At 42.7% G+C, this 25173-nt stretch carries 22 protein-coding genes; 3 read left to right on the forward strand and 19 right to left on the reverse strand.

Features of this window, described 5'->3' with window-relative positions; translation table 11 throughout:
• Nucleotides 1-19 precede the first annotated feature (19 nt).
• The 3 genes from murT to SM121_RS08165 are packed head-to-tail and all read left to right on the forward strand — an operon-like array spanning nucleotide 20 to nucleotide 2446.
• Nucleotides 20-1363: a lipid II isoglutaminyl synthase subunit MurT gene (gene murT / locus SM121_RS08155; protein ID WP_320910823.1), complete on the forward strand. Its 1344-nt coding sequence runs from the start codon at nucleotides 20-22 to the stop codon at nucleotides 1361-1363.
• Nucleotides 1363-2151, forward strand: a complete 789-nt coding sequence (gene gatD / locus SM121_RS08160; RefSeq protein WP_320910824.1) for a lipid II isoglutaminyl synthase subunit GatD — start codon at nucleotides 1363-1365, stop codon at nucleotides 2149-2151. Before murT ends, gatD begins: the two co-directional genes overlap by 1 nt.
• A gap of 10 nt (nucleotides 2152-2161) precedes the next feature.
• Entirely contained in the window at nucleotides 2162-2446 is a 285-nt protein-coding gene (locus SM121_RS08165) for a LapA family protein (RefSeq protein WP_004219809.1), read from the forward strand.
• Between the two features lie 429 nt (nucleotides 2447-2875).
• On the opposite strand, the gene SM121_RS08170 is transcribed toward SM121_RS08165, so the two are convergent.
• The 19 genes from SM121_RS08170 to SM121_RS08260 all read right to left on the reverse strand — a co-directional run bounded on the left by SM121_RS08170 (nucleotide 2876) and on the right by SM121_RS08260 (nucleotide 25049).
• Entirely contained in the window at nucleotides 2876-3856 is a 981-nt protein-coding gene (locus tag SM121_RS08170) for a hypothetical protein (RefSeq protein ID WP_320910825.1), read from the reverse strand.
• 15 nt (nucleotides 3857-3871) lie between these two features.
• Nucleotides 3872-4420 carry a hypothetical protein gene (locus SM121_RS08175; RefSeq protein ID WP_320910826.1) on the reverse strand — a complete coding sequence of 183 codons (549 nt, stop codon included), beginning with the start codon at nucleotides 4418-4420 and terminating at the stop codon, nucleotides 3872-3874.
• A 428-nt stretch (nucleotides 4421-4848) separates the two neighbouring features.
• Nucleotides 4849-6030: an MFS transporter gene (locus SM121_RS08180; protein WP_320910827.1), complete on the reverse strand. Its 1182-nt coding sequence runs from the start codon at nucleotides 6028-6030 to the stop codon at nucleotides 4849-4851.
• A gap of 21 nt (nucleotides 6031-6051) precedes the next feature.
• Nucleotides 6052-6927 carry an XRE/MutR family transcriptional regulator gene (locus SM121_RS08185; RefSeq protein WP_320910828.1) on the reverse strand — a complete coding sequence of 292 codons (876 nt, stop codon included), beginning with the start codon at nucleotides 6925-6927 and terminating at the stop codon, nucleotides 6052-6054.
• The gene (locus SM121_RS08190; protein WP_320910829.1) at nucleotides 6928-8835 is read right to left on the reverse strand and encodes an ABC-F family ATP-binding cassette domain-containing protein; all 1908 of its coding nucleotides are present in this window, start codon (nucleotides 8833-8835) and stop codon (nucleotides 6928-6930) included.
• 104 nt (nucleotides 8836-8939) lie between these two features.
• Nucleotides 8940-9662, reverse strand: a complete 723-nt coding sequence (locus tag SM121_RS08195) for a M57 family metalloprotease (RefSeq protein ID WP_155171559.1) — start codon at nucleotides 9660-9662, stop codon at nucleotides 8940-8942.
• 81 nt (nucleotides 9663-9743) lie between these two features.
• Nucleotides 9744-10583, reverse strand: a complete 840-nt coding sequence (locus SM121_RS08200; protein ID WP_155171557.1) for a DNA/RNA non-specific endonuclease — start codon at nucleotides 10581-10583, stop codon at nucleotides 9744-9746.
• A gap of 83 nt (nucleotides 10584-10666) precedes the next feature.
• Complete coding sequence (locus SM121_RS08205; RefSeq protein WP_003011983.1) at nucleotides 10667-10855, reverse strand: DNA-directed RNA polymerase subunit beta; 189 nt, start codon at nucleotides 10853-10855, stop codon at nucleotides 10667-10669.
• Nucleotides 10845-12128, reverse strand: a complete 1284-nt coding sequence (gene murA, locus SM121_RS08210) for a UDP-N-acetylglucosamine 1-carboxyvinyltransferase (RefSeq protein WP_320910830.1) — start codon at nucleotides 12126-12128, stop codon at nucleotides 10845-10847. Before murA ends, SM121_RS08205 begins: the two co-directional genes overlap by 11 nt.
• Before the next feature lie 66 nt (nucleotides 12129-12194).
• Nucleotides 12195-12425, reverse strand: a complete 231-nt coding sequence (locus tag SM121_RS08215) for a DUF1146 family protein (protein WP_003011760.1) — start codon at nucleotides 12423-12425, stop codon at nucleotides 12195-12197.
• Between the two features lie 96 nt (nucleotides 12426-12521).
• Nucleotides 12522-12941, reverse strand: coding sequence for a F0F1 ATP synthase subunit epsilon (locus tag SM121_RS08220; RefSeq protein ID WP_003012328.1), 420 nt, complete (start codon nucleotides 12939-12941; stop codon nucleotides 12522-12524).
• Between the two features lie 13 nt (nucleotides 12942-12954).
• On the reverse strand, nucleotides 12955-14361 hold the full coding sequence (gene atpD / locus SM121_RS08225; RefSeq protein ID WP_320910831.1) for a F0F1 ATP synthase subunit beta: 1407 nt from the start codon (nucleotides 14359-14361) through the stop codon (nucleotides 12955-12957).
• Between the two features lie 88 nt (nucleotides 14362-14449).
• Nucleotides 14450-15331: a F0F1 ATP synthase subunit gamma gene (locus tag SM121_RS08230; RefSeq protein WP_320910832.1), complete on the reverse strand. Its 882-nt coding sequence runs from the start codon at nucleotides 15329-15331 to the stop codon at nucleotides 14450-14452.
• Nucleotides 15332-15346: 15 nt separating this feature from the next.
• Entirely contained in the window at nucleotides 15347-16852 is a 1506-nt protein-coding gene (gene atpA / locus SM121_RS08235; protein ID WP_320910833.1) for a F0F1 ATP synthase subunit alpha, read from the reverse strand.
• Nucleotides 16853-16867: 15 nt separating this feature from the next.
• Nucleotides 16868-17404: a F0F1 ATP synthase subunit delta gene (locus SM121_RS08240; RefSeq protein ID WP_023022745.1), complete on the reverse strand. Its 537-nt coding sequence runs from the start codon at nucleotides 17402-17404 to the stop codon at nucleotides 16868-16870.
• The gene (atpF, locus tag SM121_RS08245; protein ID WP_023022744.1) at nucleotides 17404-17898 is read right to left on the reverse strand and encodes a F0F1 ATP synthase subunit B; all 495 of its coding nucleotides are present in this window, start codon (nucleotides 17896-17898) and stop codon (nucleotides 17404-17406) included. Before atpF ends, SM121_RS08240 begins: the two co-directional genes overlap by 1 nt.
• 18 nt (nucleotides 17899-17916) lie before the next feature.
• Nucleotides 17917-18633, reverse strand: a complete 717-nt coding sequence (gene atpB, locus SM121_RS08250) for a F0F1 ATP synthase subunit A (RefSeq protein WP_031573421.1) — start codon at nucleotides 18631-18633, stop codon at nucleotides 17917-17919.
• A gap of 32 nt (nucleotides 18634-18665) precedes the next feature.
• Nucleotides 18666-18866: a F0F1 ATP synthase subunit C gene (locus tag SM121_RS08255; RefSeq protein WP_023022742.1), complete on the reverse strand. Its 201-nt coding sequence runs from the start codon at nucleotides 18864-18866 to the stop codon at nucleotides 18666-18668.
• A 228-nt stretch (nucleotides 18867-19094) separates the two neighbouring features.
• Nucleotides 19095-25049, reverse strand: a complete 5955-nt coding sequence (locus SM121_RS08260; protein WP_320910834.1) for a ZmpA/ZmpB/ZmpC family metallo-endopeptidase — start codon at nucleotides 25047-25049, stop codon at nucleotides 19095-19097.
• Between the last annotated feature and the right edge of the window lie 124 nt (nucleotides 25050-25173).

Below are 25173 nucleotides of genomic sequence, written 5' to 3' on the forward strand. Positions count from 1 at the left end.
TTATGATAAAATATGATTTATGAAGATAAATACAACCTTGGGCCTTCTGGCAGGAAAGCTTTCCGGCTCTATTCTAGAAAAAATGGGGCGGGGATCAACCCTACCAGGTAAAGTAGCCCTCAAATTTGATAAAGATATTCTCAGTCAACTGGCAAAAAACTATGAGATTGTTGTGATTACAGGGACAAATGGGAAAACCCTGACCACTGCGCTAACCGTAGGTATTCTCCAAGAAGCTTTCGGACCGATTTTAACCAATCCAAGCGGGGCCAATATGATCTCTGGGATTACAACGACCTTCTTACGAGCTAAGCATTCGAAATCAAATCGACCGATTGCGGTACTTGAGATTGACGAGGCCAGCCTCTCTCGGATTTGTGATTATATCCAGCCAAGCCTTTTTGTGGTCACCAATATTTTCCGGGATCAGATGGACCGTTATGGAGAGATCTATACGACCTACCAAATGATTTTGGATGCCATTCACAAGGTCCCAACTGCGACGGTTCTGCTAAATGGAGATAGTCCGCTCTTTAATAGTCAAACCTTGTCCAATCCGATCCAATATTATGGATTTGATACAGACAAATCAGAGCCACAGCTAGCCCATTACAATACGGAAGGAATCCTCTGTCCACATTGCCACAACATCCTCAAGTACAAGCTCAATACCTATGCTAACCTGGGAGATTATATTTGTGAGCACTGTGGGTTCCACCGGCCCCCTCTGACCTATGCCGTATCGGACCTCCTTTCTTTAACTCATCGATCTTCCAACTTCCGGATCCAAGGGCAAGATTACCACATCAATATCGGTGGTCTTTACAACATCTACAATGCCTTAGCAGCTGTCTCTGTTGCTGGATTCTTTGGAGTACGGCCCGAAGTCATCAAACAAGGATTTGATCGCAGTCGCGCTGTCTTTGGTCGCCAGGAAACCTTTAAGATTGGGGATAAGGAATGTACCTTGGTCCTGATTAAAAATCCGGTTGGAGCTACTCAGGCTATTGAAATGATTAAACTAGCGCCGTATCCCTTTAGCTTGTCGGTTCTCCTCAACGCCAATTATGCAGACGGAATCGATACGAGCTGGATTTGGGATGCTGACTTTGAGCAAATCACCCAGATGGACATCCCAGAGATCAACGCTGGCGGAGTGCGCCACTCTGAGATTGCTCGACGACTTCGGGTCACTGGCTATCCTGCTGAACAGATCACAGAAATGGCTGATTTGAAGGAGGTCTTCCAACGCATCCAGCAACAGGAAACCCCTCACGCTTACATTTTAGCTACCTATACAGCCATGCTAGAATTCCGTGAACTCTTGGCCCAAGAACACCTGATTGAAAAGGAGATGCACTAATGACTTATACTTCCCTAGAATCTTCTGATCAGGCACAGTATCCCTACAGCCTGCGCATTGCCCATCTCTATGGCAACTTAATGAATACCTACGGGGACAACGGGAACATCCTCATGCTCAAGTACGTTTCGGAAAAACTTGGAGCCCATGTCACAGTGGATATCGTCTCTCTCAAAGACCGGTTCGCCCCTGATGCCTATGATATCGCCTTTTTCGGCGGAGGACAAGACTACGAACAGACTATTGTATCTGAGGACCTACCAGATAAAAAAGAAGATCTCGAACGCTTTATTCAGGATGATGGCGTGGTACTTGCTATCTGTGGTGGCTTTCAGCTTCTAGGCCAATACTACATTGAAGCTTCTGGCAAACGCATTGAAGGACTCGGCATTATGGGCCACTATACGCTCAACCAAGTCAACAACCGCTATATCGGCGATATCAAAATCCATAACGAAGAATTTAACGAAACCTATTATGGTTTTGAGAACCACCAAGGTCGGACTTTCTTGGCTGAGGATGAAAAACCGCTGGGCAAGGTCGTCTACGGAAATGGGAACAACAAAGAATATGGGGGCGAAGGGGTTCATTACAAGAACGTCTTTGGGAGCTACTTCCACGGTCCTATCTTATCCCGAAATGCCAATTTGGCCTATCGCCTAGTGAGCACTGCTTTAAAAAATAAATATGGTAAGGACCTTTCCCTACCGGCTTATGAGGATATTCTAAGCCTAGAGCAGCCAGAGGAATACGCTGATGTGAAGAGCAAGGCGCCTACTGAACAATAAGGAGATAATGATGAACAAAAATAATCTACACTACATTGCTTTATTACTTTTAATTTTATTGATTGCTGGTATTTCCCTTGCAAACATGCAAACGGTCACCGTGAATTTCCTCTTGGTTCAATTTAAATTGCCCTTGATCATTCTGATCTTGCTCTGTGTCCTCTTGGGTGCATTTGTCATGACCTTGGTTAATTTTTCAAAGGGCTTCTCCCTAAAAAAAGAGCTCAAGAGCACTCAAAAGCAACTGGAAGAAGAAAAGAAAGAAGTTAAAGCAGAAGAAAAAGATAACAACTAAAAAAACACCGAATGAACTACATCCCAAAAGTTAGACAGATAAAATCTGACTTTTGGGGTGTTTTTTATATAGATAGAATTCCAGAATCTTCTCAACAGTTTTTTAACCCTAAATTGTAAAGAATCCTCATAATAACGATACAGGCCTTATATATCTAATGTTTAATTGACATGATTCCATCCTAACTAGTTAGATTTTCAAATGCTTTATGTGAGGTATATTCCAAATCATAACTATTAGACACACTAATATAGCCTGTTTGCTTTATTAGCCTGAAACGGTTTTCTACATTGTCACTTATCATCAGAATCAATGATTCCTTTCTCATTTTTCTAAACCATAATATTAGATGAGAAAAAGACTTGAAGCACCACCACGTACTCCAAGTCCTTCTTCAAGATGCTTTGTATTTAATTGAATCCAATTTCCTTAACGATAATTCATCTTCCATCCATCTTCAACAACAATTGGTGCAAGACTTCTCAAATAGTCGATGAAAGGATAATAGGCCTCCATATTACTTTTGTTTATTTCAAAAACATAAGGCCTGCGACTTGAATAAAAGATAATCTTCATCTTGTAGCGATAAAAACTTTTTCTATGGACTCTAAAAAGTTTGATTTCTTCAATGTCATCTACTGGTAGTATTTCAAAATCCATGCCGTAAAACACGAGGATGCCCTGGTGCACAAGGAGTTCTAGTTTTTTGTCACTGTAGTCCGCATCTTTCACCAATTTCTCTGGTTGATTCGCATAACTTGGAAACAATGTATTAAAGAGCATGAACTGTCTACGTATATATAAAATTCTTCTGATTGTATTGATGAAGAAAAAGAATGCCACAAGTCCCACCAATACAGGTCCCACGAGAAAATGAGCTACCCCTCTGTCGTCCATCAAATCAAGAAGATGCGTCGTATCGACAGTAGCCCCTCCTTTCGAAAGGTCGCTTTGGTTAAATCTCTCTTGAATGATGTCCTTAAATTCTTGGCTAATAATGACGATATCTGAACTTTTATTTCTCCTGCGAATTTCAGGAAGCACCTGTACATGAAGATAAAAGTCAGAAGATTCCAAAGGATTTTCTTGAGGAGCGAGTACGTCTTTCATCTCAAGTAGTTTATTTATACTTCCTTTAATGACGACCTTCATCGCTGTGACACCATATTCATGTTTGACTAAATAATAAGTATTATTCTTTCTTTCAATCGGGTTAGGATCAATATCCAACACTTTAATCGCTAATACATCATCACTATTCTCTGCCTTATAGACATAACCTTGCTGATACAATTTTTCCGGGTTCGTATTCATATGAATAGCTGGCTGTACATCAAAATAGCAAACAACCGATAAAACAACAACGACACACCAGTCAAATAGTGTCCTAACAAATATCTTTTTGTTCATCTTACTCTCCGTTGATTACCCTAGGAGTCTAAAATCCACTTTCAATCCTAAGTTATATTCTTCATTTAAATATTCCACAAGATCCTTGAGACGTAATAAATGTCTTCTAAAGAGAATCGAGTCGTATTTCTTATTTTCATATTCAAAACGCAAATGAATCTTCATGCCGCCTTTTCGTCTGTTCTCTACCTCAGGAATCACTTTAACACTTAGATAGAATCCACTTGATTCTAATGGGTTTTCTTGATTAGGAACTCTAGCTTTCATTTGCAGCAATGAATAGACAGTATGATAAGTTGCTTTCATGGCCGTAACGCCATATTCATGCTTAATTAAAAAGTATTGGGCCTCATCTGTTTTAACTGGAATTAGGTCTATGTCCAATACCTTCACAGCCAAAACATCCTCACTATCTTTCGACTTATAAACTAAGCCTTGCTGATACAATTTTTGAGGAGGCTCAAGGGAATGTAGACCTGGTATTGCCTGGAAGTAGCTATAAACTAGCAAGCCTATCGCTAATAACCAAACTCCTAATGATCTCATAAATACATTTTTATTCATTTATGTTTTCCTTCTTATTTGACGAATAACTAACAAAACCAGTCCAGATGAAAGTGATCAACGGCCAAACTGTCAAAAACGAATTAAAAGGCATGATTCTCAAAACAAGAGAACTTATGCTATAAACAGATTGGATAAAGTCATACCAGTCCGATAGACTGGGATGTTAAACATCTCTAATAAGGCATCACTTATTTAAATTTTACCAGAAAAAGCTAAGGATAGAAACCAGAAATTGCTTTCCCAAAACAGGTTTTCTTTTTTTACTCTTTTCTCACCCTCATTTCCATCAAACTAAATACGGAAGAGTCAACTTTCTATGAGGTCTCACTACGAAAAAAAGACCTTGAAAAAGTCTATCTTTTCAAGATCTTTAACTTGGTACTTCCTATAGAATAATGTAGCCTTCTCTCAAGACAGGATTGTGACTAAAGCGTCAACTTCCTATCCATTCTTTTAGCATAAACTGATGCAATCGCTGAAAAGAGAATAATCCCAGCTCCAATCAAGAAAAATGATTCCATACGGACGCTTGGCAACCAAGTCATCAACCCTTTGGCGATGGGCATAAAGAGAACAGCCAAGGTATAAATTGTGCTCAATACTCTACCTAGATAATCATCTTCCACCTTGGTTTGTACTTGGGAAAAAACGTGGATGTCGAAAATGGTCACAAAAAATTCACAGACCAGATTTCCTGAAAAGGAAAGATAAGGTGGAAGGGGCAAGCCCATTATGAACACTCCTATCCCTGCCATAAGCAGTAAAAACAGGAGAATTCTCATACTTGATTTCATTTTATTGGCAACAAGTGCTCCTAGAATAGATCCAATAGCTCCCAGCGTTAGAATAGTCGCATAAGCTCCTTTAACCCCGTATAGACGATTCGAGAAGGGAAGTAAAAACTCAAAAGCTGCAAAAAAGAAATTGACGCTAGAAGCCACTAATAAGAGAAAGAAAATCTCTTTCTGATGCCAGATATAGTCTAACCCATCCTTGATATCAGAAAAAATATCTTTCCCGGTAAACTGTTTCCTCTCTTGAACCTTAGCTTCTTCTTTCGGAAGGAAAGCCACTAGGACGAAAGCAATGAAAAAGGTCAGTGCATCTAATAAGAGGGTCGCATGAAGACTGGCAAATTGTAGAACTAGGAAAGAAAAAACAGGTGAACAGACACTAACAACCTGTAGGACTAACTCCAAGTGAGCGTTATAGGTCACAATCTCTTCTTTCTCTACTACCTCGGTAATAATGGCTTTATTGGCAGGTCGAGAAAAACCAAAGGCAATGGCCTGAACAATATTGGCAAAAATAAGAGCCGCAATCATCAAGCTATCATTTGTGATAAAAGAAATCGCCAAACAAAGGAGTCCACAAACCAAGTCGGTCGTCATCAAAATCTTGCGACGAGAAAAACGGTCTGAAATCACTCCTCCAAAAGGATTCACGAGAATCCCTGTCACTAACTCAGAAATCTGATAGATCCCTAATACCGTCTTTCCTATAGTACCCATCGAGGCCAGCCAGACACTATTCCCATAATCATAGAGCATATTTCCAATTTTGTTAATAGCTCCACGACTAATTAATTGGACCGCATGTCGGTTCATAAAATCTCCTTTATCACTGTCCTATTTAGAACATTCATTTTTTACAAATTTATCAAAGTGTTCTTGATAATAGGCCACCTGCTCTGGCAGTCCCAGCACATCAAAGATATGCATGGCTTCCTGCATTTGCTGCCGCCCTTCTTCTGTTTGCCCCTTTTGATACAGGGCAAATCCCTTGAGATAATGAAAGACATTGCGTTCGTAGAGCTTGATGCTCTTGCCGATAATCTTTTCTACATAGGATTCAAAATAGCTGGCGTTTTCAAAAGAACGGTGTTCTAAACAATGCTGGTAGCAATTCAGAGCTAGAATCAAGACCAGTTTTCGATGGCGACCAATTTCTTTGTAAAAATCTTCTCGCTCCATCACTTCTCTCCCAAGCCGTGTGACATAGTCTACCTCATAAAAGCTGTAGAGATTGCCAAAGAGGATCAATTCATACATGGTCCACTCTTCCGTTTGAAAGAGGTAATCCGCCACCTTATCCAGATCACGCTGCTTCATCGTGAAGCTGGCATCTCTCTGGCAAATCAGGCCTTGTAGCAGAATCCAGTTCAATTCAAAATAGAGGGGATTGGTGGAATGTTTGGCTTTTTCAAGTTGTTCTCTTTGAAGCTTTTGAAAACCCGCAATATCATTTGAATAGTAAAGTGGAATAATCTGGGCCATCAAAGCAACATGCTCATGGTGTTGAAAATTTCTGGCCTTATCCATAAAATTCTCAATCGTCACATGGATATTGTCCAAAATGTCAAAGAAGCGCGACGCAGCCAGATCCGACTCCCCCAATTCAAAACGGGATAACTGGGAGGTCGAGCAGGCCTCTCCAGCAGCTTCTTTTAACGAATAATTTTTACTGATCCGAAATTCACGAAAAACTTTTCCAAGATCGTCCATCTATTCCACCTGCTCTGACAGTTCTGCCCACTCTTCCATGACCGCTTCCTGCTGGACAGTCAGTTGATCCAGCTCGCTTTGGAGTTGAACCAAGTCGGCTGCATCGTTGGTGCTATGCATGGTTCCGGTGATATCTTGGATTTTTTGATCCAGCTCTTCCATCTCTGCTTCCAATTGCTCAATGCGACGGGTGATTTTTCGGAGTTCCTTCTGGCTTTGCTTTTGCAGGTGATAGTCATTGCTGGTGACTTCTTCGGTCGAAGAAACAGGCACAGCTTCTGCTTGTGCTGCAGCAAGGGCCTCTAACTCAGCTTTTTTCTCCAGATAATAGTCGTAGTCGCCTAGGTAAAGAGTTGAGCCCTCTTCTGAGAGTTCCAAAACTTGTGTAGCCACCCGATTGATAAAGTAACGGTCGTGGCTGACAAAGAGCAAGGTGCCGTCAAAATCAATCAAGGCATTTTCCAGCACTTCCTTGCTATCGATGTCCAAGTGGTTAGTCGGCTCATCGAGAATCAAGAAATTGTTATTTTCCATGGACAGCTTGGCCAAGAGCAGACGCGCCCGCTCTCCACCTGACAGCATGCCGACAGTTTTCTTGACATCATCCCCTGAGAAAAGAAAGGCTCCCAGGCGATTGCGGATCTCCACTTCTGGTGTCAGTTTAAAGTCATTCCAGAGCTCATCCAAGACACTGTTGTGAGGGGTTAGCTTACTCTGAGTCTGGTCATAGTAGCCCACCTCGACATTAGCCCCAAAGCGAGCTTCCCCCTTGATAAAAGGAATCTGCCCGACGATGGACTTGATAAGAGTAGATTTCCCGATTCCATTTGGTCCTACAATAGCGACCGCATTCATCTTGCGGATATCCAAATTAATTGGCTCTGACAGGATTTGATTGTCATAGCCGACGGCTGCCTCTTCTACTGTTAAGACGACATTTCCCGATGTCTTATCAGAATGGAAGGTCATATGAGCAGACTTAGTCCCAGCTTCCGGCTTGTCTAGGCGCTCCATTTTTTCCAACTGCTTGCGCCGAGACTGGGCCCGTTTGGTGGTCGACGCCCGCACCAAATTGCGATTAACAAAGTCTTCCAACGCCGCGATTTCTTTTTGTTGCTTCTCGTAGTTCTTGGCTTCGGTCAGGAGTTTTTGCTCTTTTTGCTCGACAAAGCTGGAGTAATTGCCGACATAGCGGTCCAAAGAATGCTTGGTCAAGTCCAAGGTAATGGTAGCAACTTTATCGAGGAAATACCGGTCGTGGCTGACAATGAGAAGGGCCCCACTATAATTAACCAAGTAATTTTCCAACCAGGCGATGGTCTCAATATCCAAGTGGTTAGTCGGCTCGTCCAGTACCAAGAGATTTGGTTTTTCCAAGAGCATCTTGGCCAGAGCGAGGCGGGTATTTTGCCCACCAGACAGCTCTTCAATCTTCATCTGCCACATAGACTCATCGAACTTAAAGCCGTTGAGAATGGCGCGGATATCTGCCTCATAGGTGAAGCCACCAGCCTGACGGAATTCTTCTGATAGACGATCATAATCCTGCATGAGTTTTTCTAAGTCAGCCCCAGTTTTTTCCCCCATCTCAAGCTCCATTTGACGCAAGCTTTTCTCCGTTTTACGGAGGTCGTCAAAGACATGGAGCATCTCATCGTAGATGGTATTAGATGACTCAAAGCGACTATCCTGGGCCAGATAGGAGAGAGAAAGGTCCCGTTTTTTATTGATTTCCCCAGAAGTCGGCTCTTCTTCTCCCACCAAGATTTTTAAGAGCGTAGACTTGCCGGCTCCGTTCTTTCCGACCAGGGCAATCCGGTCCCGTTCATCCACTTGCAGGCTGATATTATCAAAAAGAACCTCCCCTGCAAAAGAGCGTTCAATTTTGTTGGCTTGTAAAATAATCATGTCCCTATTTTACTATCTTTTTACGGATTAAACAAGAAAAGACGAGCCATCAAAAAAATCCTGAGCCCCTTGAGGCTCAGAACTTTTAGAAAGTATTTTAAAACTTATTCTTCCTTGTATAATTGTCGGACTGCTTCCACATCTGTATCCTGGATACTGTAGAAGGAGCCAGCCGGTTGCATGACCGATTCTCCATCAGTGTGGTCCAGCCCAATCGCATGGCCTAGCTCATGCTCTGCTGTATTGACAATCCGATCATAACTATAGTTATAGACATAATTTAAAAGATAATGGCGATTGAGACGCACTGTAATGTGGGTGAAGCGGTTGGTTAAGAGGTTGGTCTGAGAGGCAGTCTCTCCTGCAGCAGAAACGGATGCGTTATCCATTTCCGTCAAGACCACATTAGCCTCTTTTTCATTTGTAACCAACTTGAAGGTAAAGGCGCCTGTTTGGTTCCAAGCCTCAATAGCATCCCGATAAGCTTTTACAAAAGTTTGACTGATATTGGGATCCAGGTAGACCGTGGCTTCCGCTTTTTCCCAGCGAGCCCCACTATGCTCATGATTGTCGGTCTGCGTGGTCTGTGAGCTAGGCGCCATCCCAAAGCGCGATGCAAAACCCTGATCTCCAAATAAATTGCCGACTTGATAGACAACCTTTTGAGCAGCTCGTCCAAACCCATCCATACCAGAACTAGGAGAATCTGTGAAATAGATGATCCCCACTAAAACGAGAAAACTGATGGCAATGGTCCAGAAAAATCCCCAAAAAAGACTCCAAGCCATGCGAAGGATTCCTTTGAAAAATCGAAAGATGGTTCTCATACATTCTCCTTTCTCTTAAAGAAGGTATGCAATTGTAACACCCCATTCTTAAAAATAACTTAAATAGCCATGCTTTCCAGCTTATTGATGGACGGTTACTTTGCCTGTCTGGTAATCCAGGCTAATCCCACTTTGAACATTAGGAACAAAAACATTGAATTCAAGCGTCCCGTCACTCGATTTGGCTTCGATATGAGACCCCAAAGGAATCAAATCTTCTGGCTGATTGTAGATCAAGGTCACCCGATAGCGGATCCGCTTGTTCTTATCCAGTGCTTTTCGAACCAGGGTCTCGTAGTAGTTTTGGCCAGTGGAATGAGGATCATTGGCTTGATTGGACCACGATGTCTGAACGGCGATATTTTTGGGATTGCTAGTCGAAGCATCGAAACCTTTGAGATTGCCGATCAAGGCGTAGCCCAATAAATGGCCCCGATCCACAGCATGGTCATACTCACCGGACAGATTGTGGACCTGATGCCAACCTGCTGGTTTCCAATCGGTTAGGCCACTACCTGTTGCATCTCGATCTCTGTACTGGCGAGTCGCCTTGGTCATAATAGCGTTCGCAACCGTCGGCACGGTCTTTCCATTGACTTCTTTTGTCTTGTTATCCGCATAGGGTTGACTAGCCACACTGGCATCCAGATCTGTGCGATTCCCCTTAACTACAAAGGCTCCAGCACCATTCCATTCCAAGTCATTCCCCAATTGCGAACGGGCAGATTTCGTTAGTACCGAGCTGGCTAACTCTTTACTAGGTGTTTCTTGTTGGCTACTAGTCACCACCGAAACAACCTGATCTGTCGCTTCTTTTACCGTCGGTTGATTAAAATAATAGCCCCCGATAGCTAGGGCCGTTGCCACCACAAAACCTGCTAGGGTTTGTTTGGTTCGTTTCGTGAATACTTGTTTTGTCATATATCTCTCCAAAAAAGAGCAGCGCTAGATGGGTCACTGACTCGATTCGCTGCTCTCCTTTTTACTCAATTTTAGTTAAAAGCTTATTTGCCTGTTAGTTTTCCAATAATATCTGACCAAGTGTCAGGAGAGAGAATGGACAATGGATTCTTTCCATCTCCAATCACTCCATAGCCAATGACCAAACCAATTGCAAAAATAATGATTCCGATCACAGCCAAAAGAAGGACAATTCCTAGCTGTTTACCTACATAGCGAAGATTAGTTTTCATCGTCTGCTTCCTCTACACGTTTCACATCTGCACCTAGCGCCACCAATTTCTCATGGAATTGATAATAACCACGGTCTAAGTGACTTAATTTGCTGACTTTCGTCTCTCCTTCTGCTACCAAGCCCATCAAGACCAGGGTTGCACTCGCACGTAAATCGGTCGACATGACCTCTGCACCTTGGAAGTTTTCTCCTCCAACGATACGAGCTGTATCCCGCATAATATCTGAGTGAACGCCCATCCGACGCATTTCTTCCAAATGCTGGAAGCGATTCTCAAAAAACGTTTCAATCATGGTAGACTCACCTTTAGCCATGGCCATCAAGGCTGTAAATTGAGCCTGCATATCGGTTGGAAATCCTGGATAGGGAAGAGTTTTAACGGTCACTGGACGAAGTTTACTGATATCCGATTGAATCCGAATTCCATTTTCTTCTTCGGTTACCGTCACACCCATCTCCTGCATCTTAGAAAGCAGGGGACGGTTGTGTTCCCAAATGGCATCTTCAATCAAGACATCTCCGCCAGTCATAGCTGCTCCAATCATAAAGGTTCCAGCTTCGATACGGTCTTGCACAACATTGTGGTCTGCCCCATGCAAGCTCTCCACACCGACGATAGTTAAGGTCTCAGTTCCTGCCCCCTTGACATTAGCTCCCATTTTATTAAGCAAGAGTGCTAGGTCAACAATTTCAGGTTCCCGTGCAGCATTTTCAATCACAGTGACTCCATCTGCCAAGGTTGCGGCCATCATAATATTTTGCGTCGCCCCTACTGATGGGAAATCCATATAGATATGTGCTCCCTTTAGACGATCTGCTTTCGCTTCAATATAACCGGCTGTTTGTGTAATTTCAGCCCCCATGGCTTCCAGACCTTTGAGATGGAGGTCAATTGGACGACTACCGATCGTACAGCCTCCAGGCATGGAAACTTTGGCATGCCCATTGCGTGCCAAGACAGGACCCAAGACAACGATAGAGGCCCGCATCTTGCTCACATATTTATAAGGAGCCTCCTCTGATAATTCATCTTGTGCATCAATAACAATTGTATTTTCTTCCTCATTAAAAGTCACTTGTGCATTCAAACCACGTACAACATTGTTCATTGTGAAAACATCTGATAATACAGGTACGTTTTTCAAGATTGTCACGCCCTCGCTTGCTAGGACTGTTGCAGCAAGAAGAGGAAGAACAGCATTTTTTGCACCTTCGATTTTAACAGTTCCAACCAGTCGATTATGACCACCATTAATGATTATTTTTTCCATACAAGATCGATCTCCAATTTCTTAAAGTCACGCCTTCTATCATACCATATTTTTTATAAAATGTGGTTAGAAATTTCCAATAAATAGCTGCCGACTCATCTCATAGACACTGATAAAAAATGAGCTAGCTAGAAACCCGATTCCAACACTGATCATCAGGATCAAAAAACGGATTTTAACAGCATTTTCAGCACTTATTTTTAAAAACTTTTCCCATCGAACCAAGTTCAATAAAAGGTAATAGGCAAAAAAGATAAACAATAGATGGCTTGAAAGGTTAAAAATCATTTGAATCATACAGCTATTATACCATATTTGGTCCTTACTTTCTTCTTTTGATTCTCACTCAATAAAAATAAGGTGAGGTCAAAACCTCCACCTTATTTGAATATGTTATAAACGATTTCCGACATTAATCCGGTTAATGGCGCGTTGAAGAGCAATTTTAGCACGACGTTCCATATCAACCGAATTCTGATCCTTGGCTTCTTCTATCGCTTTTTCAGCTCGCAGTTTAGCACGTTCTGCACGACTAATGTCGATATCTCGAGCACGTTCGGCAGAATCGGCAACAATGGTAATGACATTATCAGCTACTTCGATAATTCCCCCATTAACTGCAATCCAATCAATATGTTTGTCATCGTCGACACGACGAACCTTTACTTGGTCTACAGCCAAAACCGCAATGGTATTGATATGATGAGGTAAAATCCCTAATTCACCATCAATTGTCTTGACAGATACAAATGCGGCATGATGATCATAAACCAGTCCATCCGGTGTAACGATTTGGACGTTCATTTGACTCATCCTTCACCTCTTCTTAGAATCCCATTTTTTCAGCTTTGGCAATCACATCTTCGATTGACCCAACACCACGGAAGGCATCTTCAGGAAGATGGTCATATTTCCCATCCAAAATTTCTTTAAAGCCACGAACAGTTTCCCCAACTGGTACATAAGACCCAGGTTGACCTGTAAATTGTTCCGCAACGTTGAAGTTTTGTGATAAGAAAAATTGGATCCGACGAGCACGAGCCACCAAGGTCTTTTCTTCGTCAGACAATTCATCCATCCCCAAGATAGCAATGATATCTTGCAATTCATGGTAACGTTGAAGGACGCGTTTGACTTCAGAAGCTACTGCATAGTGTTCTTCTCCTACGATTTCTGGAGAAAGGGCACGTGAGCTTGATGCCAATGGGTCCACCGCAGGGTAGATCCCCAATTGTACCAATTTACGTTCCAAGTTGGTGGTTGAATCCAAGTGAGCAAAAGCGGTTGCTGGCGCTGGGTCTGTGTAGTCATCGGCTGGCACATAGATGGCTTGGATGGATGTAACAGAACCTTTCTTCGTTGACGTAATCCGTTCTTGCAATTGACCCATTTCAGTGGCCAAAGTAGGTTGGTAACCAACGGCTGATGGCATCCGTCCCAAAAGGGCTGATACTTCAGATCCGGCTTGGGTGAAACGGAAGATATTGTCGATAAACAAGAGAACGTCCTGACCTTCGACATCACGGAAGTATTCCGCAATGGTCAAACCAGTCAAGGCAACACGCATCCGTGCTCCAGGTGGCTCATTCATTTGTCCAAAGACCATGGCTGTTTTTTCGATAACGCCAGATTCCTTCATTTCCCAGTACAAGTCATTCCCCTCACGGGTCCGTTCACCAACCCCGGTAAAGACGGAGATCCCACCGTGCTCTTGGGCAATGTTGTGGATCAATTCTTGAATTAAGACGGTCTTCCCAACTCCGGCACCACCGAAGAGGCCGACCTTCCCACCTTTCAGGTAAGGGGCCAAGAGGTCAATGACCTTGATCCCTGTTTCAAGAATTTCTTCTGAAGTAGAAAGCTCATCAAAGGATGGAGCTTTTTTATGAATGGATTCACGAGGAGCATCTTCTGGAAATGCTTCTTCCAAGTCAATGGTATCTCCCAAGACGTTGAAAACACGTCCAAGAGTTTCTTTTCCGACAGGCACAGAGATTGGACGACCAGTGTCCAATACTTCCATCCCACGAGTCAAGCCATCTGTTGATTCCATGGCAATGGTGCGAACGACACCATCCCCAAGTTCAAGAGCTACTTCAAGAACGACTTTTGATTTTTGTTGGTCATTTTTATAGACTACAAGCGCATTATTAATCTCAGGGAGTTTATCGCCCGCAGCAAAAGCTACGTCAACGACAGGACCTACAACCTGAGAAATTTTGCCTAAACTCATGTCATTCTCCTATTCTATTAAGTTTCTAAGCTTGGTCATACATATAAGCAAGCTTATTTTTGTATTGTTAAAATGTGCATCGAATCAACTACTCAAGCGCACTCGCTCCTGCAACAATTTCCGTAATTTCTTGCGTAATGGTTGCCTGACGAGCTCGGTTGTATTGAATGGTCAATTCATCAATTACCTTCTTGGCATTGTCTGTTGCTGTTTGCATGGCCATCATACCGGCAGCATTTTCAGCTGTTTTGGCATCAACGATGACTCCATAAATCATACTTTCAGCAAACTGTGGAAGCAATTGATCCAAAATCGCATCTCGGTCTGATTCCAACTCCAGATTCAAGATATAATCTTCATCTGCTTCGTTGGGGTCCAAGTCAATGATCGGAAGCATTTGCTCAACCCGCAATTGACTGGTCAAACTATTGACGTGGTGGTTATAACAGACATACAATTCATCAAACAATTCATTTTGATACATTTGGACTGTCTTGTTAATGATCTTCCGCACTTCATCAAAGCTTGGTTGATCAGCTAGGCCACGTAGTTCATAAACCGGCTGGATGCCTCTTGCTCTAAAGAAATCTGCCCCAATACTTCCAATACAGATGACTTCGAAATCCTCACCCGTTGGATGGTATTCTTCCTTCAATTCCATGACAGACTTGAGAATAGAGGCGTTGTAGCCACCCACTAGTCCACGGTCAGAAGTGATGACAATATAAGCAGACTTTTTGACAGGCCGACTCTTTAAAAATGGACGGTACTTAGCATTCTCAGCCTCATGTCCATGTAAGAGGTCGGTCAATAGCTTACGAACCTTAGATGCGTAAATTTGGAAGTCCTTGGCAGCTTGCTCAGACTTCCCAAGTTTGGCAGCAGATACCATCTGCATAGCATTTGTAATTTGACTGGTATTCTTTGTCGATGCAATTTTATTTTTGATATCATTTAAAGAAACTGCCATCTGCCACTCCTATTTCTATTTGAAACTTGATTGGTTGACAAAGTCAGTAATCACTGCATCCATTGTTTCTTCACTTGGAAGATCTTTGGTCGTCCGAATGGTTTCAAAGATTTCTGGATGATGCACTTCTACAAAGGCAAACAATTCCTCTTCAAAGCGAAGGATATCATCAACAGGTACACTATCCAAGAATCCATGTGTCAAAGCATACAAGATGACTACCTGTTTTTCGATAGTTAATGGTTCATGGACTGGTTGCTTCAAGACTTCTACTGTCCGGCGACCACGGTTCAACTTAGCTTGAGTAGCGGCATCCAAGTCACTACCAAACTTGGTGAAGGCTTCCAACTCACGGTAAGAAGCTAGGTCAATACGGAGAGTCCCCGCAACCTTCTTCATAGCCTTGATTTGGGCTGATCCACCAACCCGTGACACAGATGATCCTGCGTCAATGGCTGGACGAATTCCTGAGTTAAAGAGGCTATCTTGCAAGAAGATTTGGCCATCTGTGATCGAAATCACGTTAGTCGCGATATAAGCAGAAATATCCCCTGCTTGTGTCTCAATGATTGGAAGCGCAGTAATGGAACCACCACCCAATTCATCCGATACTTTCGCAGAACGTTCCAATAAACGGCTGTGAAGGTAGAAAACATCCCCTGGGAAGGCTTCCCGTCCTGGCGGACGACGAAGAAGAAGGGACAATTCACGGTAAGCAACGGCTTGTTTAGACAAATCATCATAGACGATTAAAACGTGTTTGCCATTGTACATGAACTCTTCGGCCATAGCAACCCCTGCATAAGGTGCAAGGAACAAGAGTGGAGATGGTTGTGAGGCTGATGCCGTCACCACAATGGTGTAATCCATGGCTCCATACTTACGAAGTGTTTCTACTTGTGTCCGAACCGTTGATTCTTTTTGCCCAATTGCTACATAGATACAGATCATATCTTGATCCTTTTGGTTCAAGATAGTATCGATGGCAATTGAGGTTTTTCCTGTTTGACGGTCTCCGATGATCAATTCCCGTTGGCCTCGTCCAATCGGAACGAGGGCATCAATGGCTTTCAAACCAGTTTGTAGAGGTTCTGAGACAGATTTCCGTTGCATAACACCAGGAGCTGGCGTTTCAACTGGACGGAATTTATCTGTCACAATCTCACCCAAACCATCCACTGGTTGGCCAAGTGGGTTGACAACACGACCAATCAAGGCATCTCCTGCAGGGACTTCCATGATTTTACCTGTACGACGGACAGAGTCTCCTTCACGAATATCCGTGAAATCACCCAAGATGATAATCCCGACATCCGTTGTTTCTAAGTTTTGGGCCATCCCGTATGAGCCATTTTCAAAGATCAACAACTCACCACTCATGGCATTTTCAAGCCCATGAGCGCGAGCAATCCCGTCACCAATGTAGGTTACAACACCTGTCTCAGTGACGTCAAAGTTTGGCTTGAAATTTTCAATTTGTTGCTTAATTAAAGCGCTGATTTCTTGTGCGTTAATCGCCAAAATTCACACCACTTTCTATTTCAATTTAGATTTTATAACTTGCAATTGGTGTTTGAGACTGGTATCCAACGTTTTATGATTGGCTGTCACGACAAAGCCACCAATTAAATCTGGATCGATCTTTTGTTGGATCGAGCGAACTTGAACCCCAAATTTTCTTTCGATAATGGGTACTAGCTTTTGCTCTTGAATGGGATCCAAACCTGCAACTGTCGTAACTGTGACGACAAAAGCGTTGCTCAGTAATTGAATCTGCTCCAAACAAACCGTTACAATGTCATAAAATAAGGCTTCACGATGATTGAGAATCACCACTTCAATCAAATGGTCGAGTAATTGTGAATCAGAGGGTTGAAAAAGCCGTAGACTTTTTGCTTTCTCTTCATCCTCTACACCGATATGAGCTAAGAAGTTCGCAAGTCCAGTCTCCTCAAGAATGCCCTTGATTTGGGTCAATTTTTCAAAGACAAGATCTTGTTCTCCTTTTTCAAAGACCAATTGAACAAAAGGCTGGGTATATTTCTCAATCACCATCAGTTGCTTTTTGTCCATTAGGCTTCTCCTAATTCATCAAGATAGCGATCGATCAGTTGGCGTTGACCTTCAGTATCCAGCTGTTGGCTCAACAATTTGCTGGCAAGATTGACAGTGAGATCTGCCACATCGCCTTTGATACTGTTCAATGCTTCTTCTTTGTTATGCGCAATTTCTTGTTGCGCTTTTTCTTTCAAACGTACTGCTTCTTGAGTGGCTTCTGAAAGAATCTGAGATTTGTTCTTTTCTGCAGTTTCCTTTGCATTTTCGACGATAGACGCAGCTTCTTTGCGGCTACCTGCCAACTCTTCTTCACGTTTACTTGCTAGTTCCTCAGCTTTTTGACGAGCTGCTTCTGCTTCATCAATATCATTGGTAATTTTTTCAGCACGCGCATCCAAAATACTGGTAATATTGCCCCAAGCATATTTCTTTACTAAAAAGATTAGTAATAGGAAGGAACCAGCGATCAGAATAAAGTCACCAATAATGGTACCAATAGTTAAATCCATCTTCTACTCCTCCTCTACTTACTCTTCCTCACCGTTTATTTTTTTACCAATGTACATCGAAGACAACATGGTAAATACATAAGCTTGGATACATGAAATGAAAATCGAAAAGGCTGTCCATAACATGCTTCCAACAAAGGCTGCTAGATACCAATAAAAGGCCAGTTGCGACAAGCTTAGTAACAAGGATGCTAAGACTTCACCAGCAAAAATATTCCCGTAGATCCGAATCGCTAAGGATGCAAAATTAGTCACCTCTTCTAGGAGGTTCATCGGGGTCATAAATCCTGGTGTTGCAAAAGCCTTCAAGTATTCCTTAATGCCTCGGCGACGAATTCCTTCCACATGAGCAATCAGGGTGATCAAAAATGAAAGAGATAGGTCATATCCAAGGTTAGCCGTTGGGGAAGTCCATAAGTTATAACCGTTTGTTGTCTGAATTTTTGCCATCAAGCCAATATTATTGGCTACCAAGATAAAGAGAAAGAGAGAAAACAAGAATAAAGAGTAATCCTTCATATAATGTTCCCCAATGTTTCCCTTGGTAAAACCGATAACAAAATCATAAATCATCTCCAGAGCATTTTGCTTGCCCTTTGGACGAAGGGTCATTTTGCGACTTGCCCAATAGACAAAGGCAAAGACCGTCAAAACAGTTACAAGAGACATGGCAAGTAGGGTCAAATCAAAGGATACTGGTCCAATATTTAGGGTTGGATTCACACTTTCTTCCAAGGTTTGACACCTCCTTTTCTAAATAGAGTTGTCTATTTAATAACGAAGGCCATGGCCAAAGTTACAAAGAAAGTACCTTCGACAAAGGCAACACCAAGAATCAAGAGACTACGCAATTGACCAATAATTTCTGGTTGACGTGATGCAGATTTGAACAGATTGCTCATCATCAAACCTTCCGCAAGTGACACACCAAAACAGGCTAAACAAAGACCTAAAAATGTTAAATTCATGATGAATTCTCCTTTTATAAATTTTACATCTTTAGTTTACTCCTAAAAGATATAATAGTCAAATATTTCCTATCAAAGTAAGCGTTTTAGTGAAATTACGTTATTTTTTTAATATGATAATTTTTCCTATCTACGATTGATTTCTTTTAATTTTTAGACGCTTTGTCCACCTCTATTCATTTTTTCTTCTAAAAAACTCTCACCTGCTCAGCAGATGAGAGAATTCGATTATTTAAAGATAGACGTTTTGAAACTGTCTGTTTGTTGCAGTAATTTCTTAAAGATTTTTTCTTTCAAGGCAAGGGTATTATCAAATTTGACAGAACCATTCTTCAAGCTGGCCTGATCTTTTTCAACTGCAGTAGCGAAAGCTTGTTTCAAGTCATCATAAGTGCTGTAAGTAGTGCCATCCACTTCAATAGCCTGAAGTCCATTTTTGGCACTGGTCACCACTTCATTGAAGTAGGCTTTTTTCCAGTCTTCAAGGGTACTGAATTTCCCATCAGAAATCTTTTGAATGATGTAATCATCCCCTAGCGTCGTATGGCCTGCTTGTTTGGATTCTTGTTTATACTTGTTTGAAGCATAACCTAAGAAGCCTTTTTCATAGCCATAATAGCCCCAGAGTCTAAAGGTATTGTGTTTGAAGGACATGGCTCCAGGAGCTCCTTCACTGGTGTTTCCACCATAGATCCCTGTCATCATCGGCACCGTCACATAGGCGGAGCCAAAGTCAGATGGGTTATAGACTCCATTTCCAGGACCACGATTGGTCATGAAGTTGTTGGTGATAAGGTCATCTACTGTATGTAAGGTGATGGCTTTTTCCTCATCACTCAAAGGACGCACCTTATCAAATTGATTCTTGGTGTTAGCCCCTCGGTATTGCTTGTCAACCTTCTTGAACCAAGCATTGTTCAAGTCTTGACTGCCTTTATCGAGAACAGCTTCTCCTTCTAGGTAATCCAGAAGCATGAGGGTGTCATTATAGCCTTTCATATACCGATCAATTTCGTCACGTGACTTCAAATCATTTGGATTGGTATTGTACCATTGGTTTCCATCGTTAGGACGTTCATAGGCCATATTGAGACCTAAGGCCTTGTATTCCCCATTTGGATTGGATACGGATGGCGTTTGGAGCATGCCTTGGGCAAAGGCTTCGATATCGGTTCCTTCACGGTGTCTCCAACCACCTAAGTAAACCATGCGGTCATTGACGTGCGTCGTTTCGTGGGTAAAGGCAGAGACCCCAAAGTCACTAATCATATCGGTCACCATGAAGAAGACAGAGTCGTCTTTATATGGATTTCCGTAAATTCGCGCCACTGCTCCCATCCGCCAATCTGTCGCATGGTAACGATCGGTTGGACCATACAACTCCCGAATTGGAGCGACATCTTTGCCACTGTTGGTGTGGCCATAACGGTCTGTACTAATGCCCTTGTAGTTTTGGTTATCAAGGACAGGGGTCGGCACCATATTATTGCTCTTCAAGAGTTGATTGCGTACCTTATCCGTTGCTAGACGTGACCAGAAATCTAGGTAATTTTGTTGCCCTTTAGCGACTTTATCAATTTCCGCTTTGAAGGCATTACGCTCTGCTTCCGTGTTCTTACCATATTTCTCGAAGGAACTATAAGCCATGGTATTGTAGGTTGAAATCAAGAACATATGGGCATCTTTTAAGTTCAAGAGTGGCAAGATCATTTTACCGTGAACATCATTGTTTAAGCCCTCATAGGCTCTATGCTTAGCAGATGCGAACGCTGGATTGGTCGTCTCAGGTTCCACAATATAGACATTGTCTTTGGTTGCTTTGATGAACCAATCATTTAAGTCTCTATCACTTGTAAAGAGCTCCATATTGTATTTCAGGAAGTCATTTAAGTTACCAGAAAGAGTCGATTTAGCCACAACTTCACGGAAGGCATCGTGGGTACGAGTCCCTTTGATGTAGTCTTCTTTTGAACCAATTTCAATCAAACGGTCTAAGACATCAACATTCTTCCCATAGAAGTCTGGCTTGAACAACATGAGCTGCTTAAGATTGACATCATCAAACTTCACTCCGTAATAGCGGTTGAGGTAAGAGAGACCCAAAAGAACAGCGGCCTTGTTGTCATCAACTTTCTTGATAAGGGCCCGTTTGGCAGACTCATCTGTATTTAATTGATGATCTTGGTTTTCAACCAGTTGTTTGACAAAGTGAGTCAGATTATCCTTGACTGCTTGGAAGCTTTCTTCAAGGTAAAGGTTCTTAATAGCATTGACCTTGTTAGGACCTGTTCGACCTAAGTGTGTGTAGATAGGATCTGATTGTAATTCTACAGAGCTTAATTTTTCAACGATCGCATGAATGAGATCGCTCCGGTCCTTATCCACCATATTCGGCGTATAGACCACTTCACCGAGCTCCGCTACACTGTACTCTTTGACTTGTTTGACCTTAGAGTCTTTCGGCGTCATGCTAAAAATATCTTTTGTCTTATCGGCATAATGGATCAGAATATGATCAGCATTAGCTAGTTCAGTGACAAAATCATTGCCCTTCATAGCGGTCACAGACAAGACTTCCTTGGTCAAGAGAGGACTCGTTGCAGCCAATTTATTCCCTTGGTCGACAATCCATTCTTTGTTATAGAATGGTTGCAATTTAGCAATATTGCGGTAAGCTAGCTCACGAGTCGCATCGTAACCAGTGATTGCCTTGTATTGATCGTCTTTGTTAACAAGGTGATTGAGCGTATCTTCAATCGGTTTGCTGCTGGTAAATTTATCAGCAGTGATTCCCATTGCTTCGATTTTCTGCTCAGCTTCTGCTAGAGAGATGCTTGGGATTTTACGGGAGTTGTTAAAGGATTTTTTTCCTTCACTCACACCTTCCACACTGTAATTGCGCTTGGTTCTTGAGTAAGTGAAGTAATCATCCGCATCAATATCCGAGTGTCCGAAGACCATCTCACCTGTTTTGACTTTCATCATGGTGATATTGTCTTCAATAGTCCCCAAGGCCCAGTTGGTCCCTAGTAATCCACCAGATTGCACCGCTTCTTTGAGTTCAATCGAGCCTTTAGCAACTGAATTTCTAAGGACTCCTTCTTTACCTACTGTATGGTTATTTGCTCCATTTTGAGAGGAATAAACTAAACCTGCAGCTTTGGCTTTGTTCCCAGTGATTTCAGCATCAACGTAAGCTTTTTCAACAACACCTTTCCAGTTCTCGCCAACAATACCCGCTAGATAGCCACCTTTGTTCCCAGCAGCGTGCAATTTACCGATAAAGGCAACATTACTTACCTTCCCACTGCCATCAATTTTATTGATGATCCCTGCTACGTCATTGTTCCCGACAACACTTCCTGTTACTTTAACATTCTCGACAGTTGCATTGTTTTTAATAACATTGGCAATTGGAGCCACTCGATCAACTCCAGGTAAGTCAATCGCAACATTTTCTAGCAAGAGATTCTTAACCGAACCACCTTCAATGTTTCCAAATAATGGTCTTGTAATGTTATGGATGGCAAATTTATTTCCATCCGTACTTTCCAAAATTCCCTTAAAGGCATTGGTCACATAGGATTTTCCTGCTGGCTGGACATTGGCCGCATTCATATTGCTACCCAGTTTAAAGGTACCAGTCGGATTGGCTTGGATGGCTTTTATAAGTTCGTTGAAATTGTAGTAGACATCACCTTCATGTGCTTTGGGTTTTGCAATATAGTGGATATAGTCCTCACTAAACTGGCTGTCCGCAGTCCGTTGGATAAGATCAGGAGCTTTGGCTGTTACTTTGTAGAGGGTCGTGCCATCTACCGTCACTTCTTCTATTTTATCAACGGCCAGTTTTGTGACCTTATTATCGTGGGTGGTGACCTTTAAGTAGTAAGGCTTCACATCTAATGGTGTTTCAGACAAGAGGCTGCTATCTGTTTCAAGACCTTGGTCATCCACGCTAATCAGGCTGGTTTCCTTGATGTTTTTGATTTCAACTTTCTTTAGATCAATTCTCAGAGGTTCTTCCTTGAGAACTTCTTCTTCATCACCATTTCCACGGTCATAGACCATAGTCGTTGCGAGCGTATAATCCTTGTAGTAGTCTAAGTCCGCTAGGGCAGCTACTAAGTCCGTCTCTGAAAGGGCGAAAGTTTTCACAACTTGATCACCCTTCTTCAATACAGCCTGGATGGACTTGATGGTCACACCATCTGGTTTGTCCAAACGATAAGTAGCTTTAGCACTGCGCTTCAATTCTTCCTTATCGACCTGGGTCAAAGTCAAGGTTGGCTTGTCAAGTTCTTTGATCCCTTTTTGAATGATCCGATCTTGAGCTTGTTCAACTACTTCCTCCGTAACCGTTGGGGCATCCGCCGTTTTAACTCCCTTGATGGTCTTGTAGACCTTGGTGATTTTCTTCTTCCCATTCTTACCGGCTTGAGAAACCCTTTCAGTTCCTTTTAGCAAGGTGGCATCTTGTTCGGTTACCGTCTTAAATGGAATTTCTTCAAAAGCAACTTCCTCTTTTTGGCCTTCAATAGCCTTGGTCCCACGACTAATTTTTTCTGTCACAGGAGCTTTGACCGTTTCAGTGGTCGTACTGAGAGGCTCTCCAATCTTCTCACCATTAACCGTCTTATAAACACGACGAATCTCCTGGCTACCAGCCTCTCCTTTTTGAAGGAGGCTTTCTTCATCGGTGTAACGATTGGCGTCCGTTGCATACTCTGTTCCATATGGAAGGATTACCGTTTCTGTCTCTGTTACAGTCCCTTCCGTTACTTGATAGGTTGGGTTCTCCGGTTGAATAGGAGCTTCGCCGAGATGGCCTTCTTCCTGCGTCCCTTTGGCTTCTACCACACCTGTATAGACTGGATTCTCCGGTTGAACAGGAGCTTCGCCGACATGGCCCTCTTCTTGTGTTCCCTTAGCTTCCACTACGCCTGTATAGACTGGATTCTCTGGTTGAACAGGAGCTTCGCCGACATGGCCTTCTTCTTGTGTTCCTTTGGCTTCTATCACACCTGTATAGACTGGATTCTCCGGTTGAACAGGAGCTTCGCCGACATGGCCTTCTTCTTGTGTTCCCTTAGCTTCCACTACGCCTGTATAGACTGGATTCTCTGGTTGAACAGGAGCTTCGCCGACATGGCCTTCTTCTTGTGTCCCTTTGGCCGTTACAACTGGAGAAGGGCTGGGTTGAGGGGTTGGTTGGGCATCTTCTTTTGTCCCGACAGCAAGAATTTGTGAAACTGGTTCTTTAGTGACCTTGCTTTCAACTACTCTGCGAACTTCTTGTCCATCTACCACACTCACTTCCGTCAATATGGTCCGCTCCCCATTTTGACCAGCAGTCAGCACCTTGGTTTGCCCTTTGGCTAATGTAGGATCAGCTTGGGTGACAGTTTCAAATGGCACAGGCTCAGTAGAGACTTCAAGACTTGGTTTTTCAACTTGAGGAAAGGCTGGGGCAACTTCTGGAGTCACACGCGCTTGTGGTTCTACTTGTGGAATCCCTGTACTTGTTTTGATCGTCCCTTCTACAGAAGATTTCGTTTCCTGCATAGCCTTTGGTTCTTGTAAGCTCGTCTTTTGGACTGACGGGTAGCGCAAGTAGCCCACATAGTCATAGCCGTCAATTTGAATCACGCCATTTGAAAGATCTTTGCTTGATGAGATCGCAAGATCCTGATTATAAGCGCGCAAAACTTGATTTTGTAGCGCTGCGACTTCAACAGGTAGTAGAAGACTTTGTCCCATAACTCCAATCAAAAGGACGCCGATGATCTTCTTCCGGCGCTTTTTAGAGAGCAAGAGGACCGCAAAGGAAGCTGTAGCTAGACTTAGGCCAAAGAGGGCAACTTCCTGACTTCCTGTTTGAGGAAGAACTGGCTGAGTTGTTTCCTTCTTCTTATAGACGAGATAGAAAGTATCTTCATTTTGATATTCTTCAGGGATTGCATGAATCACCTGTGCTTTTTCTTCAGCAGTTAGCTCTTCTTCTGTCACATAACCTAAATGCACATGAGCAGGTAGGGTCACTTGATCAGCTTTGACAGGACGAGCTCCTAACAGGCTTCCTCCTAATAAAAAGGCACCAATGGCCACAGGACCAACCCCGACAGATAATTTTCGAATCGAATATTTGGTCATTTTTTCAAAAATTTGTTTCGCTTTTTTCATCCTATAATTCCTATATAGTAATATTCAACCCTCAAGCAGGGACCTATTATTTCTAGAGAGGCTGGGATCCTTTCTAGAAATAAGAACCTTCCTGGGATTTTTTACCTTTACCTATCTTATCTTT

This window comes from Streptococcus sp. S1, from assembly GCF_034137685.1.
In the GTDB taxonomy this organism is placed as follows: Bacteria; Bacillota; Bacilli; order Lactobacillales; family Streptococcaceae; genus Streptococcus; species Streptococcus dentalis.

Excerpts from the sequence above, each read along its gene's own strand:
- SM121_RS08240 (WP_023022745.1), bottom strand. The coding sequence starts at position 17,404 with ATGGACAAAAAGCAACTGATGGTGATTGAGAAATATACCCAGCCTTTT.
- SM121_RS08200 (WP_155171557.1), bottom strand. The coding sequence starts at position 10,583 with ATGACAAAACAAGTATTCACGAAACGAACCAAACAAACCCTAGCAGGT.
- SM121_RS08230 (WP_320910832.1), bottom strand. The coding sequence starts at position 15,331 with ATGGCAGTTTCTTTAAATGATATCAAAAATAAAATTGCATCGACAAAG.
- SM121_RS08185 (WP_320910828.1), bottom strand. The coding sequence starts at position 6,927 with ATGGACGATCTTGGAAAAGTTTTTCGTGAATTTCGGATCAGTAAAAAT.
- SM121_RS08215 (WP_003011760.1), bottom strand. The coding sequence starts at position 12,425 with ATGATTCAAATGATTTTTAACCTTTCAAGCCATCTATTGTTTATCTTT.
- SM121_RS08220 (WP_003012328.1), bottom strand. The coding sequence starts at position 12,941 with ATGAGTCAAATGAACGTCCAAATCGTTACACCGGATGGACTGGTTTAT.
- SM121_RS08255 (WP_023022742.1), bottom strand. The coding sequence starts at position 18,866 with ATGAATTTAACATTTTTAGGTCTTTGTTTAGCCTGTTTTGGTGTGTCA.
- murT (WP_320910823.1), top strand. The coding sequence starts at position 20 with ATGAAGATAAATACAACCTTGGGCCTTCTGGCAGGAAAGCTTTCCGGC.
- SM121_RS08260 (WP_320910834.1), bottom strand. The coding sequence starts at position 25,049 with ATGAAAAAAGCGAAACAAATTTTTGAAAAAATGACCAAATATTCGATT.
- atpF (WP_023022744.1), bottom strand. The coding sequence starts at position 17,898 with ATGGATTTAACTATTGGTACCATTATTGGTGACTTTATTCTGATCGCT.
- SM121_RS08195 (WP_155171559.1), bottom strand. The coding sequence starts at position 9,662 with ATGAGAACCATCTTTCGATTTTTCAAAGGAATCCTTCGCATGGCTTGG.
- SM121_RS08175 (WP_320910826.1), bottom strand. The coding sequence starts at position 4,420 with ATGAATAAAAATGTATTTATGAGATCATTAGGAGTTTGGTTATTAGCG.
- SM121_RS08180 (WP_320910827.1), bottom strand. The coding sequence starts at position 6,030 with ATGAACCGACATGCGGTCCAATTAATTAGTCGTGGAGCTATTAACAAA.
- SM121_RS08190 (WP_320910829.1), bottom strand. The coding sequence starts at position 8,835 with ATGATTATTTTACAAGCCAACAAAATTGAACGCTCTTTTGCAGGGGAG.
- SM121_RS08205 (WP_003011983.1), bottom strand. The coding sequence starts at position 10,855 with ATGAAAACTAATCTTCGCTATGTAGGTAAACAGCTAGGAATTGTCCTT.
- gatD (WP_320910824.1), top strand. The coding sequence starts at position 1,363 with ATGACTTATACTTCCCTAGAATCTTCTGATCAGGCACAGTATCCCTAC.
- SM121_RS08170 (WP_320910825.1), bottom strand. The coding sequence starts at position 3,856 with ATGAACAAAAAGATATTTGTTAGGACACTATTTGACTGGTGTGTCGTT.
- atpD (WP_320910831.1), bottom strand. The coding sequence starts at position 14,361 with ATGAGTTTAGGCAAAATTTCTCAGGTTGTAGGTCCTGTCGTTGACGTA.
- SM121_RS08165 (WP_004219809.1), top strand. The coding sequence starts at position 2,162 with ATGAACAAAAATAATCTACACTACATTGCTTTATTACTTTTAATTTTA.
- murA (WP_320910830.1), bottom strand. The coding sequence starts at position 12,128 with ATGGAAAAAATAATCATTAATGGTGGTCATAATCGACTGGTTGGAACT.